At 52.5% G+C, this 12,848-nt stretch carries 10 protein-coding genes; 8 read left to right on the top strand and 2 right to left on the bottom strand.

Going from position 1 to position 12,848, the window contains the following annotated elements; all coding sequences use genetic code 11:
- Window position 1 precedes the first annotated feature (1 nt).
- On the top strand, window positions 2-1,312 hold the full coding sequence (locus KO1_RS17395; RefSeq protein WP_023320955.1) for a salicylate synthase: 1,311 nt from the start codon (window positions 2-4) through the stop codon (window positions 1,310-1,312).
- A 69-nt stretch (window positions 1,313-1,381) separates the two neighbouring features.
- Here the strand turns inward: KO1_RS17395 and pgtP are convergent, their stop codons facing one another.
- On the bottom strand, window positions 1,382-2,773 hold the full coding sequence (gene pgtP, locus KO1_RS17390; protein WP_004102086.1) for a phosphoglycerate transporter PgtP: 1,392 nt from the start codon (window positions 2,771-2,773) through the stop codon (window positions 1,382-1,384).
- A gap of 406 nt (window positions 2,774-3,179) precedes the next feature.
- On the opposite strand from pgtP, the gene pgtC reads away from it, so the two are divergent.
- The 5 genes from pgtC to KO1_RS17365 all read left to right on the top strand — a co-directional run bounded on the left by pgtC (window position 3,180) and on the right by KO1_RS17365 (window position 10,764).
- Window positions 3,180-4,400, top strand: coding sequence for a phosphoglycerate transport regulator PgtC (pgtC, locus tag KO1_RS17385; protein WP_016808960.1), 1,221 nt, complete (start codon window positions 3,180-3,182; stop codon window positions 4,398-4,400).
- On the top strand, window positions 4,397-6,406 hold the full coding sequence (gene pgtB / locus KO1_RS17380; protein WP_004102084.1) for a two-component system sensor histidine kinase PgtB: 2,010 nt from the start codon (window positions 4,397-4,399) through the stop codon (window positions 6,404-6,406). The genes pgtC and pgtB overlap by 4 nt, the downstream gene beginning before the upstream one ends.
- A complete protein-coding gene (pgtA, locus tag KO1_RS17375) occupies window positions 6,396-7,646 on the top strand; it encodes a two-component system response regulator PgtA (RefSeq protein ID WP_023320954.1) in 1,251 nt (416 codons plus the stop codon). The genes pgtB and pgtA overlap by 11 nt, the downstream gene beginning before the upstream one ends.
- A 403-nt stretch (window positions 7,647-8,049) precedes the next feature.
- Entirely contained in the window at window positions 8,050-9,333 is a 1,284-nt protein-coding gene (locus tag KO1_RS17370) for an HAAAP family serine/threonine permease (protein WP_024274175.1), read from the top strand.
- 63 nt (window positions 9,334-9,396) lie between these two features.
- Window positions 9,397-10,764 carry an L-serine ammonia-lyase gene (locus KO1_RS17365; RefSeq protein ID WP_004102078.1) on the top strand — a complete coding sequence of 456 codons (1,368 nt, stop codon included), beginning with the start codon at window positions 9,397-9,399 and terminating at the stop codon, window positions 10,762-10,764.
- A gap of 84 nt (window positions 10,765-10,848) precedes the next feature.
- On the opposite strand, the gene KO1_RS17360 is transcribed toward KO1_RS17365, so the two are convergent.
- Window positions 10,849-11,289 (bottom strand): helix-turn-helix domain-containing protein, encoded by a 441-nt coding sequence (locus KO1_RS17360; protein WP_004102076.1) that lies wholly within the window; start codon window positions 11,287-11,289, stop codon window positions 10,849-10,851.
- 539 nt (window positions 11,290-11,828) lie between these two features.
- On the opposite strand from KO1_RS17360, the gene KO1_RS28440 reads away from it, so the two are divergent.
- Both KO1_RS28440 and KO1_RS17355 read left to right on the top strand, forming a co-directional pair.
- Window positions 11,829-11,999, top strand: coding sequence for a hypothetical protein (locus KO1_RS28440; protein WP_158414349.1), 171 nt, complete (start codon window positions 11,829-11,831; stop codon window positions 11,997-11,999).
- A 32-nt stretch (window positions 12,000-12,031) separates the two neighbouring features.
- Window positions 12,032-12,848, top strand: an 817-nt coding sequence (locus KO1_RS17355; protein ID WP_148719762.1) for a heparan-alpha-glucosaminide N-acetyltransferase domain-containing protein, incomplete at its 3' end; no start/stop codon positions are given.

Here is a 12,848-nt window from a genome sequence, read left to right as displayed (position 1 = left end):
GATGAAAATCAGTGAATTTTTACATCTGGCGCTCCCAGAGGAACGGCGGCTGCCGACGATTTGTGGCGTCTTACGCCAGTTCGCCGATGAAGAGTGCTATGTCTATGAGCGGCAACCGTGTTGGTATATCGGCAAAGGATGCCAGGCACGGTTGATCATTAATGCTGACGGCACGCGGGCGACCTTTATCAATGCGGACGGAGAGCAGCAATGGGCGGTGGATTCCATTACCGACTGCGCGCGTCGTTTTATGGCCCATCCTCAGGTGAAAGGGCGTCGGGTATATGGCCAGGTCGGGTTTAACTTTGCGGCGCATACCCGTGGGATAGCCTATCACGCTGGCGAGTGGCCATTGCTGACGTTAACCGTTCCCCGTGAAGAACTGATTTTTGAACAGGGAAATGTCACCGTTTCTGCCGACACCGCCAGCGAATGCCGACGTCTGTGCGAGTGGGTAAAAGCAGCCGGTACGGCGACGCCGTGTAACACCGTGACTGTAGATACCGCTGACAACGGTGAGGCCTATCAGGAGCAGGTGGCGCGCGTGGTTTCGGCGATCCGCCGCGGTGAATATGTCAAAGCGATTGTCTCGCGGGCTATTGCCTTGCCATCGCGTATTGATATGCCCTCCACGCTATTATGCGGGCGGCAGGCCAATACGCCCACCCGTTCGTTTATGTTTCGCCAGCAGGGGCGAGAAGCGCTGGGGTTTAGCCCGGAGCTGGTGATGTCGGTCAGCGGAAGCAAAGTCGTCACTGAACCCCTTGCGGGTACCCGCGATCGAATGGGGGATCCGCAGCAGAATAAGGAGAAAGAGACCGAGTTGCTGCATGACGGTAAAGAGGTGCTGGAGCACATCCTGTCGGTGAAGGAGGCGATCGCTGAACTGGCGGTGGTCTGCCAGCCGGGCAGCGTGGTGGTTGAAGATTTGATGTCGGTTCGCCAGCGCGGTAGCGTTCAGCATCTGGGATCTTGCGTCAGCGGCCAGCTTGCGGAAAGTAAGGATGCCTGGGATGCATTTACCGTGCTGTTTCCGTCGATTACCGCCTCGGGTATCCCCAAGAATGCGGCCCTGAGCGCGATTATGCAAATTGAGAAGACGCCGCGGGAGCTCTATTCCGGGGCGGTGCTGCTGCTGGAGGACACGCGCTTTGATGCGGCGTTAGTCCTGCGATCCGTATTTCAGGACAGCCAGCGCTGCTGGATACAGGCGGGGGCGGGGATCATTGCGCAATCGACGCCGGAACGCGAACTGACGGAAACCCGGGAAAAATTAGCGAGCATTGCGCCCTATTTAAGGGTGTCTGCGTAACGACGGCCAACTCTGCGTAAGGCCAAAAGTGCCAGCAGGCTGGCACTTTCTTTCTACGTTATCAGGCGCTTACTGTGCGTCAGCCAGCGCCAGCCGGGCCTCTTCCTGCTCGGTGATTTTACGCTGTTGCTCAAGCTCCAGCGCGCCGCGATGAGAGAGGTAGCAGAACAGGATGCAGCAGACGATCCCGCCCATCAGCAGATAGAACCCGCCGTGCCAGCCCATTTTATCGACCATCACGCCAAACAGGCTGGTGCCTAACGAGGCGCCAAAGATATAGCTCATAAATCCGCGCAGACCCACGGCTGAACCAACGGCAAAGCTGGGGACGATCTCCATGGTCTGGACCGAGGCCAGAAACTGCGGGACGTAAATCAGGCAGCCCACAATCGCCGCGAATACCGTGACCATCAGCAGAGATTCGCTTTTCCAGTAGCCGATCAGACAGATGAAGATTAGCGCCATGCAGATCATGGCTAACGGCATCCGGCGCCCTTTGAACAGCTTGTCGGAAAGCCACCCGGCCAGTAGGGTAGAAGGAATCGCTGCCCACTCAAAAAACAGGAAGGCGACGCTCATCTGCTCTTTAGAAAAATGTTTCACCGTCAGCAGATAGATAGGCAGCCAGCTGATCATGCCGAAACGCACCATGTAGACAAAGACATCGACGAAGGAGACATACCAGGCGTTTTTGTTGCGCAGGACGTAGGTGCAGAAGATCTGGAACGCGCTCATGTTCTCCGGCGCTTGCTGATTATGTTTGGTCTTCAGCACCACTTTTTCTTCCGGCATCATCTCCTCCAGCGAAGGCAGGCCTTCCTCGCGCGGCGAACCTTTACCCAGCACCAGTACGCTGATGGCGAATACCACCGCCACGCAGGCCGGCACAATGTAGCTGGCGCTCTGCCAGTGCTCGGTACCGAGAATCGCAAATGCAGCGCCGACGATCGGGGCGACAATCCCGCCGCCGACGTTATGGGAAATATTCCAGAAAGCCCCTACGCGGCCACGCTCCCGACGCGGGAACCAGTTAGCGATGGTAATAAAAGAGGGGCCGACCCCCATCCCCTGAAACAGGCCGTTCAGGACAACCAGCGCAGCGAAGATCCAGAATGCGGTACTGAATCCTAACCCGACGTTGACGATTGCGCACAGTACGAGACCGCAGGCCATAAACACTTTCGGGCTGGCTTTATCCGCAAGACTGCTCATCACGCCTTTACTGATACCGTACGCTATCAGCATACAGCTGCTGAGCAAACCGATCTGCGTGGCGCTAAGGTCTAACTGCTCTTTCAGATAGGGCGTGGATAATGTGAAGTTATTGCGCACAATATAGTACGCCAGATATCCCAGAAATACGCTTAGCAGCGCCTGCATGCGGTATCGACCATAAGTTGCCTGAATTTTCTCAGCAGGAACTTTATTCGCCGACGGCCCTTTTTTTAATAATGATAACATGTCGTCACCTGTATTTTATATTGATGTGAACATCAGGAGTATTCGACCTGAAGGGTGAAATAAGCGGCTATAAAATACAAATCGTCGAAATGAGTCAAAACTGACTCAAAATAATGAATTGATAGGTTACTTTTGACTCATATTGAATGAGCGAGAGCCTGCGGAAATAATTTTGCGCTGATTTTATGTCAGGCTTGTGCGGATACCAGCAAATTCCCCAATCATTATCTGGTAATCTTTCCTGATATTCCCGGACGCCCGTTTGACTATTTTGCCGGTCGCGGTGATTAATTCGCCAGATTTCATAAACGGGTAAGTTTTGTCTCAACGCTATTTTTACGGTATTTCAATATTTATGAACGGGATCACAAACATGTCTCTTCGTCGGGGCGGGATAGTGAGCAAAATGCTCGCGCTGATGCTGCTGACCGCCTGGCTGAGACCCTGTGCGGCGCAAAGCAATGAGCTGGTGATGGCGACGACATTTTCTCCCAGCGCCACCGTGTGGATTATCGATCGCTGGCAGACGGAGCCGGGGTCAGTGATGATCAGGACGCTCAACCGTACCAGCGCCTCGCTGGAACAGCTGCTTGATACGGCAAATGCCGAAAATGTCGATCTGATCCTGACCTCGTCGCCGATGCTGCTGCAGCATCTTCAGGAGCATCAAAAACTGGCGCCGTTCAGCGGTGCGCCGGCAGTCAGCCAACATCTGGTGCCGGAATCTATCCGCTCCACCTCCGTGGCCGTGGCGATTTCCGGGTTCGGTTTGCTGATTAATCGCTCGGCGCTGATGACACGGCATCTGCCTGCGCCAGCGGACTGGGATGACCTGACCGATCCCCGCTATCAGGGGGCGCTGCTGATGAGCAGTCCGTCGCGTTCGGATACCAACCATCTGATGGTGGAGTCGCTGCTGCAACAAAAGGGCTGGATTAAGGGATGGGAAACGCTGTTGACGAGTGCCGGAAACCTCGTGACCATTTCATCCCGCAGCTTTGGGGTGGCGGATAAGATTAAAAGCGGCCTGGGCGTTGCCGGTCCGGTGATTGATAACTACGCCAATCTGCTGCTGAACGATCCGCACCTGGCTTTTACCTATTTCCCGCAGTCGGCGGTTTCGCCGACTTATGTCGCGGTGCTTAAAAACAGTCAGCACGCCAGCGAGGCGCGGAGGTTTATTCGCTATCTGTTAAGCCCGGAGGGCCAGGCGATCCTCGCCGATGCTAATACCGGGAAATACCCGGTAACGCCGCTGGCGGCAGGCAATCCGCGGGCGGCGCAGCAGGCGGTGCTGATGAATCAACCGCCATTGAACTATCGGCTGATCCTCAAACGCCAGCGTCTGGTTCAACGGATGTTCGATACGGCGATCAGCTTTCGTCTTGCCCAGCTAAAAGATGCCTGGCGAGCGCTGCATAGCGCGGAGGCCCGTCTCAAGCGTCCGCTGCCCGAGATACGCGCGTTGCTGACCCGTGTGCCGGTCGATCCGGCGAGCAGCGAGGATGAAGCCTGGCTGGCTCAGTTCGACAATAAGAGCTTCGCGGAACAGCAGATGATGGAGTGGCAGCTCTGGTTTCTCAACAATCAGCGGCAGGCGATTAATAAACTGGAAGAACTGAAATGATGGGCAGGTCCATGCTGCAACGTCTGCGGCAAATCAGTATCAGTAGCAGCCTACGCGGGGCTTTTCTGATGGGAGCGCTGCTGACGCTGATTGTCAGCAGCGTCAGCCTCTATTCATGGCATGAGCAAAGTTCGCAGATCCGCTATTCGCTGGATGAGTATTTTCCGCGCATCCATTCGGCTTTTCTGATTGAAGGGAATCTCAACCTGGTGGTCGATCAGCTCAATGAATTTCTGCTGGCGCCGAATACCACGGTACGGCTGCAGCTGCGCAACCAGATTATCCAGCATCTGGATAAAATAGAGCGGCTGAGCCAGGGGTTGTCGCCGGCAGAACGCCAGCAGCTGGCGGTGATATTGCAGGACAGCCGCGCGCTGCTGGCGGAACTGGATCGCGTGCTCTACAACATGTTTCTGGTTCGCGAAAAGGTGGGAGAGCTTTCGGCGCGGATCGACTGGCTGCACGATGATTTCACCACCGAGCTGAATTCGCTGGTGCAGGATTTTACCTGGCAACAGGGAACGCTGCTCGATCAGATTGAAGCCCGACAGGGGGATGCGGCACAGTACCTGAAACGCTCCCGGGAAGTACAGAATGAACAACAGCAGGTCTATACCCTGGCTCGTATTGAAAATCAGATCGTTGACGACCTGCGCGACAGGCTCAATGAACTGAAATCCGGTAATGATGACGGCATGCTGGTGGAGACGCATATCCGCTATCTTGAAAACCTGAAGAAAACGTCGGATGAAAATATTCGTGCGCTGGATGACTGGCCGAGCACCATTACCCTGCGACAAACGATCGATGAGCTGCTGGAAATTGGCATGGTGAAAAATAAGATGCCGGACACCATGCGCGACTACGTTACTGCGCAAAAAGCGCTCGTGGAAGCCAGCCGCGCCAGAGAAGCGACGCTGGGACGCTTCAGAACGCTGCTGGAAGCCCAGCTTGGCAGCAGTCACCAGCAGATGCAGATGTTTAATCAGCGTATGGGGCAGATTGTCCGGGTCAGCGGCGGGCTAATCCTGGTGGCGACGCTGCTGGCGCTGCTGCTGGCGTGGGGGCTGAACCATTATTTTATTCGCTCGCGGCTGGTGAAACGCTTTACCGCGCTGAATCAGGCGGTGGTGCAGATTGGTCTGGGCCAGACCGAGGCGACCATTCCGGTTTACGGGCGCGACGAGCTGGGACGTATTGCCGGTTTGCTTCGCCATACCCTGGGTCAGCTTAATGCGCAAAAACAGCAGCTTGAACAGGAGATAGGCGAGCGGAAAGCGATTGAGGCCGATCTGCGTGCCACTCAGGACGAGCTGATCCAGACCGCTAAACTGGCGGTGGTGGGGCAGACGATGACCACCCTGGCGCATGAGATCAATCAGCCGTTGAATGCGCTGTCGATGTATCTTTTTACCGCAGGAAGGGCAATCGAGCAGGGACAGACGGAGCAGGCGCGGACGACGTTAAGCAAAGCGGAAGGGCTGATCAACCGCATTGACGCGATTATCCGCTCCCTGCGCCAGTTTACCCGCCGCGCAGAACTGGAAACAGCGCTGCACCCGGTCGATTTGCGCCAGACATTTACCGTGGCGTGGGAATTGCTGGCGATGCGACATAAACCTCAGCAGGGGACGCTGCTGATACCGGATGACACCGTCTGGATCCTGGGAGACGAAGTGCGTGTCCATCAGGTGCTGGTGAACGTGCTGTCAAATGCCCTTGATGCTTGCCCGCACGCAGCGCAAATCACCGTGAGCTGGCAAATCCAGGGCGAAAGGCTGTGCGTGTTGATTGCCGATAACGGCCCCGGCTGGCCTGCGGCCTTACTCCCTTCGCTGTTAAAGCCATTCACTACCAGCAAAGCCGTGGGACTGGGAATAGGGCTTTCGATATGTGTTTCGCTGATGACGCAAATGGAAGGGGCGTTGCGCCTGGCGTCGACGTTTACGCGCAGTGCCTGCGTGGTGCTGGAATTCAATTTGACGGATGTAAAAGATGTTGAGTAATAACTGTTCGATTCTGCTGATTGATGATGATGCCGATGTGTTGGATGCCTATACGCAGCTGCTTGAGCAAGCGGGGTATCACGTCAGTGCCTGTAATAATCCTTTTGATGCGCGGGAGCAGGTGCCGAAGGACTGGCCCGGCATTGTTTTAAGCGATGTCTGCATGCCCGGCTGCTCCGGAATCGATTTAATGACGTTGTTTCATCAGGATGACGATCTGCTGCCGATTCTGCTTATCACCGGTCACGGCGATGTGCCGATGGCGGTGGAGGCGGTGAAAAAAGGGGCCTGGGATTTCCTGCAAAAGCCGATCGATCCGGGCAAGCTGCTCACGCTGGTGGATGCCGCGCTGCGTCAGAGGCAATCGGTGATCGCCCGTCGCCAGTATTGTCAGCAAAAATTACAGGTTGAGCTTATTGGCCGTAGCCAATGGACGGATCGGTATCGCCAGCGCCTTCAGCAGCTGGCAGAGACGGATATTGCGGTATGGCTTTACGGCGAGCCGGGAACCGGCCGCATGACCGGCGCGCGTTACCTGCACCAGTTAGGGCGTCACGCCGACGGTCCGTTTATCTCCTGCGAACTAAATACGGCTAACGCCCACACGCTGAATGAACTGATCGCGCAAGCCCAGGGCGGGACGCTGGTCTTAAGTCACCTGGAGCATCTGACTCACGGGCAACAGCATCATCTGGTACAGCTGCAGAGTCATGAGAAACGGCCTTTTCGCCTGATTGGTATCGGTAATGCTTCGCTGGTGGAGCTGGCCGCCAGCAGCCAGATAGTGGCGGAACTCTATTACTGCTTCGCGATGACGCAAATTGGCTGCCAGCCTCTGTCAAAGCGACCTGATGATATCGAGCCGCTGTTTCATCACTATTTGCAAAAAACCTGTCAACGGCTGAATCATCCCGTCCCGGAGGTGGATGCCGGTCTGTTGAAGGGGATGATGCGGCGAGTGTGGCCAAATAACGTTCGCGAACTGGCGAACGCCGCCGAGCTGTTTGCGGTGGGGGTATTACCGCTCGCGGAAACGGTGAATCCGCAGATGCTTGTCGGCGAACCGACGCCGCTGGATCGGCGGGTTGAGGACGTCGAGCGGCAGATTATCACTGAAGCGCTGAATATCCACCAGGGACGTATCAATGAGGTGGCGGAGTATCTGCTTATACCGCGTAAAAAACTCTACCTCAGAATGAAGAAGTATGGCCTGAGTAAAGAGCATTACAAAGGGGTGTAGGTCAGTTTAAGGGGAGGAGGTGACGATGCGGTCATTTCCTCTGCGCAAAAGCAGGACCGGTACCCGCGGTGAATTTTAATGTCGGGAAATAATTTCTTTAATTTTTTATTAATCGTATGACAAATATTGTTTGTTACCTCAAGGTTCTGGGTATATAAAGAAACGGCAGTTAAGAGCATACGAAAAATAATAACGTATTAAAAATGATACCTTAAAAAAATAACGAATTCTCGGGGTTAATTTTGATACGTTAAAAGTCACTGCAATAAATCAGGTTATGTGATCGCGGTTAGTGAATTAGCATAGTTGCATTTCATAAAATAGCCAAATAAACACCACGTTTTTATTACCTGAATCAGCGTCAAATAAATCTGACGCTACTTTATATTACTGAGGCCATATTATGGAAACCGTTCAAAATACCCTCGTCGCTCGCGAGAGCAGCGGCTGGAGAAAGAGTGATACCGTCTGGATGCTGGGTCTGTACGGTACTGCGATTGGCGCAGGGGTGCTTTTTTTGCCAATTAACGCCGGGGTCGGCGGTTTAATTCCGTTAATCATCATGGCTATTCTTGCATTTCCGATGACGTTTTTTGCCCACCGTGGTTTAACTCGTTTTGTTCTGTCGGGCAAAAACCCGGGGGAAGATATTACCGAAGTTGTGGAAGAGCATTTCGGTACGGGCGCCGGTAAGCTCATCACGCTGCTGTACTTCTTCGCTATTTATCCGATTCTGCTGGTCTACAGCGTGGCTATTACTAACACGGTCGATAGCTTTATTACTCACCAGCTTGGTCTGGTGTCTCCGCCGCGCGCCATTTTGTCGCTGATTCTCATTGTCGGCATGATGGGAATCGTTCGCTTTGGCGAAAAAATGATTGTTAAAGCCATGAGCGTGCTGGTGTTTCCATTCGTCTTTGCGCTGATGGTGCTGGCGCTGTATTTGATACCGCAATGGAACGGCGCGGTACTGGATACGCTGTCGCTGAGCAGCGCCTCCGCAACGGGGAACGGTCTGTGGATGACCCTGTGGCTGGCAATCCCGGTCATGGTGTTCTCCTTTAACCATTCGCCAATTATCTCCTCCTTTGCGGTGGCAAAGCGGGAAGAATATGGTCAGGAAGCTGAGCGCAAGTGCTCGCGTATCCTGGGCTTCGCCCACATCATGATGGTGCTGACCGTGATGTTCTTCGTGTTCAGCTGCGTGCTAAGCCTCTCACCGGAAAACCTGGCGGAAGCGAAGGCTCAGAATATCTCCATTCTTTCCTACCTGGCGAACCACTTCAACGCGCCGGTGATTGCCTGGATGGCGCCGATTATCGCCATGATCGCGATTACCAAATCCTTCCTTGGCCACTACCTCGGGGCGCGTGAAGGTTTCAACGGCATGGTGATTAAATCTCTGCGCGGAAAAGGTAAATCCATCGAAATCAACAAGCTGAACAAGATTACCGCGCTGTTTATGCTGGTGACGACCTGGCTTGTCGCTACCCTGAACCCAAGCATCCTGGGCATGATTGAGACCCTGGGCGGTCCGGTTATCGCGATGATTTTGTTCCTGATGCCAATGTATGCCATTAACAAAGTCCCGGCCATGCGCAAGTACAGCGGTCATATCAGCAATGCGTTTGTGGTTGTCATGGGGTTAATTGCCATCTCCGCCATTTTCTTCTCTCTGTTTAGCTAAGTGTTCAGCGCCGCCTGCCACAGGCGGCGCATCCGTTTTGCTATGTAACCGCATGGGTGCCACATGATTAGCGTTTTCGATATTTTCAAAATCAGCATCGGGCCGTCCAGCTCACATACCGTCGGGCCGATGAAAGCGGGAAAACATTTTGTTGATACCCTGCAGGAAAAGGGCCTGCTGCAAAAAGTGAATCGTCTGGTAGTGGATGTGTATGGTTCACTTTCATTAACGGGTAAAGGTCACCACACCGATATCGCCATCATTCTCGGACTATCGGGATATTTACCGGATACCGTGGATATCGACGCCATCCCCGGTATTATTCGTGATGTGAACACCATGCATCGTCTGTTTATAGAAGAAGGCCAGCGAGAAATTCAGTTCCCGGTGGCGGAATGCATGCGTTTTCATAATGAATTTCTGCCGCTGCATGAAAACGGCATGAGCATTACGGCGTTTTGCGACGGCAAAATTGCCCATTTCCAGACCTATTATTCCATCGGCGGCGGTTTTATCGTGACGGAGGAAAACTTTGGTAAGAATCAGGATGCCGAAGTCGATATTCCGTTCCCGTTCTATTCCGCACGTAATCTGCTGGCGCACTGTCATGACAACTGCCTGTCGATTTCTGCCGTGATGATGAAAAATGAGATCGCTCGCCACGGCAGAGAGAGCGTGGAGCAAAATATGGCGAAAATCTGGGAGACCATGAGAAACGCCATTAACCGGGGTATGAATACGGAAGGCATCTTGCCGGGGCCGCTGAAAGTACCGCGCCGTGCTTCTGCGCTGCACCGCGTGCTGGCGCCCCAGAGCCAGTCGATTACGCCACTGAGCGCCATGGATTGGGTCAATATGTTCGCGATGGCGGTGGGAGAGGAGAACGCGGCGGGCGGGCGAGTGGTTACCGCGCCGACTAACGGCGCCTGCGGCATTGTTCCGGCGGTACTGGCCTATTACGATCGTTTTATCAAAGAGGTGACGCCGGAAATCTATATGCGCTATTACCTGACGGCGGGCGCCATCGGCATTCTGTACAAGATGAATGCCTCGATTTCCGGAGCAGAAGTTGGTTGCCAGGGAGAAGTGGGCGTGGCCTGCTCAATGGCCTCTGCCGGTCTGGCCGAACTGCTGGGCGGCAGCCCGGAGAAGGTGTGCATTGCCGCGGAGATCGGCATGGAGCATAACCTCGGCCTGACCTGCGATCCGGTGGCCGGGCAGGTCCAGGTCCCCTGTATCGAGCGTAACGCGATTGCGGCAGTGAAGGCGATTAATTCGGCCAGCATGGCGATGTACCGGACCAGCGATCCAAAAGTCTCACTGGATAAAGTCATCGAAACGATGTTTGAGACAGGCAAAGACATGAATGCCAAATACCGTGAAACCGCCCGGGGCGGTCTGGCAATAAAAGTCGCGGTATGTGAATCCTGATTTTGTATAAAACCGCCTGTGCGCGCTGCAGGCGGTTTACTCTTTCTCTGGCCGCGAAACTTGCCGGCCGTCTTCTGAAGTCCCTTAGCTTTTTTTCTCCGCGTCCGGCGGTGTGAAAGACCATACCACGCTGTTCGAAGCCGATGAGGTGTACCACTCGTTAATGGTGGCATTAGCCTCGCCAGGCGGCGTAGCAGTGGGCAATTTCTCTTTTGCCTGAGGCGTTTTTTTACGGATACGGATACGGGAAGGGGTCTCGGCATTGAGCTGCGCCTTAAAGGTGCGCATGTGCGAATCGAATAAAATCGACTCCAGCTGATGCAGACGATCCAGACCGCGCAAAATGCCAATAAGCGTACTGAGGGTCACCGACTCGCCCAATTCAACGCGCTTAATGGTTGCCGCACCGACCTGGGCGCGTTCGGCCAGCTCAATCTGTGACAATCCCAGCTGTATACGCGTTTCTTTAATTCTTCGGCACAGTTCAGAAATAATTTCACTGTCGGGCATGGTACTGAAACGCATCTTAATTCCTCTACTGCGTATTAATTCTTAACTGATTATTTAACATGTTACTTTGTAAATAAAGTGGATAATGTCTCTTTTGCGAGAGTGGCGACATTGTTTTTCGCGTATGTCATCAGGTCGTTAGCAGTTATGAGGTTTTCAGTTACTTAAGAAGTGCCGTGGCTATCTTTTTTCATTATCCGAATAGAAATGGGCGCAGAGATCGCCGGAGGTGATATGATTTACATCGACTTTATGAACACGAAGAACGTGGAGCAGGGAAGTGCCGCGGCTCCTTCAGGGCATCCTGGCGCTGATTATTATCAAAAATGTCATTTTTTTTGCTTTGTTAGATTCAAATGTTCTTGTCGATTGTATCGAATTCCTTATTGCTCAAAGTATTGAGTTTTTTAACCCGAGGCAAAATAAGGTCTTAATGGTTTAAATATTCTTACTCGCTGTTGCAGTATTTTAATTAACTGCTAGTTTTAAAACGTTGACGCAGCGATGGAGTCAACAACATAGCGAATAAACATCCCATATTTTGAGAGGTTAAAATGTTTAAACTGTCAATTTTTGCGTTTTTACTATCTATGTTTACCGCTTCCGCTATTGCAGATGATGATATTGCAGCACTGATTGTTGATCCCGGTCCGGGTGTGTGTAATTTAATTAATGCTGGCATTGACGTTCCAGGCATAATCGATATTAGTGTTTGTAAAAAATAATACAAAATCAGCCCACTTTAAAAAGTTCACGTATGAAAATCACGCGTAATCAAGATATTGATCGTATGAGAGGACTCACAGTCTTTCTGATGCTGGTTGTTAATAGCCCAGTAGACTTGAGGATAACGAACTCTGCGTTAATCCACTCAGAATGGGCGGGGTTATCGTTGGCGGATACCGTGTTTCCTACGTTTCTTTTTATTGTGGGTATTTCTCTGACGCTGTCAAATCGTCTTAAAAAACTCACGCTGCGAGGCCTGTTTATAAGGTCAACGCTTCTATTCCTGACAGGAATATTTCTGAAAGCAATTGTCTTTGTTTTGTACGATCAGGAGCATTTCAAAATCATGGGGGTGCTGCAACGCATCGGTATTTGCTATGGAGTGACAGGCTTAATTTATCACTTTATCAGCAATAAAAAGTTACCTGCTCTATGCCTGGCGCTCATACTTGCGTGGTCAGCCATTTTAATGATATGGGGAGATTATAATCAATACGCAAATATTTCTGATGTCGTAGATGATTTACTGCTTGGCGCGCATGCTAATTATTATAATACTGACACTGGCAGATCTGGGGACTCAGAAGGCGTATTGAGCACGCTCGGCGCCCTTGTCACCACTTTGTCAGGCGTTATCTTCGGAGAGCAAATAAATAAAATCAGTGACGCCCGGGGGTTCTGTTATGGAATGGTTTGTATAATAACGGGTTTTGTTCTGGCTTACTATTTTTCGATACCGATTGTTAAGAAGCTCTGGACACCATCATTTCTCTTAATTTGTGTCGGCATTGCAATTTGGCTTTATCTATTAGTGAAAATAATGGCCGTAATAGATCTCACCTGGCTCG

It is taken from the genome of Klebsiella oxytoca NBRC 105695, assembly GCF_001598695.1.
Classification (GTDB): domain Bacteria; phylum Pseudomonadota; class Gammaproteobacteria; order Enterobacterales; family Enterobacteriaceae; genus Klebsiella; species Klebsiella oxytoca.
Note: the sequence above shows the minus strand (reverse complement) of the source record. Positions and strands in the feature narration are given on the sequence as shown.

What these genes read in the sequence shown, in the direction of transcription:
- KO1_RS17395 (WP_023320955.1), top strand. Translation starts at nt 2, where the DNA reads ATGAAAATCAGTGAATTTTTACATCTGGCGCTCCCAGAGGAACGGCGG.
- pgtP (WP_004102086.1), bottom strand. Translation starts at nt 2,773, where the DNA reads ATGTTATCATTATTAAAAAAAGGGCCGTCGGCGAATAAAGTTCCTGCT.
- pgtC (WP_016808960.1), top strand. Translation starts at nt 3,180, where the DNA reads ATGCTCGCGCTGATGCTGCTGACCGCCTGGCTGAGACCCTGTGCGGCG.
- pgtB (WP_004102084.1), top strand. Translation starts at nt 4,397, where the DNA reads ATGATGGGCAGGTCCATGCTGCAACGTCTGCGGCAAATCAGTATCAGT.
- pgtA (WP_023320954.1), top strand. Translation starts at nt 6,396, where the DNA reads ATGTTGAGTAATAACTGTTCGATTCTGCTGATTGATGATGATGCCGAT.
- KO1_RS17370 (WP_024274175.1), top strand. Translation starts at nt 8,050, where the DNA reads ATGGAAACCGTTCAAAATACCCTCGTCGCTCGCGAGAGCAGCGGCTGG.
- KO1_RS17365 (WP_004102078.1), top strand. Translation starts at nt 9,397, where the DNA reads ATGATTAGCGTTTTCGATATTTTCAAAATCAGCATCGGGCCGTCCAGC.
- KO1_RS17360 (WP_004102076.1), bottom strand. Translation starts at nt 11,289, where the DNA reads ATGCGTTTCAGTACCATGCCCGACAGTGAAATTATTTCTGAACTGTGC.
- KO1_RS28440 (WP_158414349.1), top strand. Translation starts at nt 11,829, where the DNA reads ATGTTTAAACTGTCAATTTTTGCGTTTTTACTATCTATGTTTACCGCT.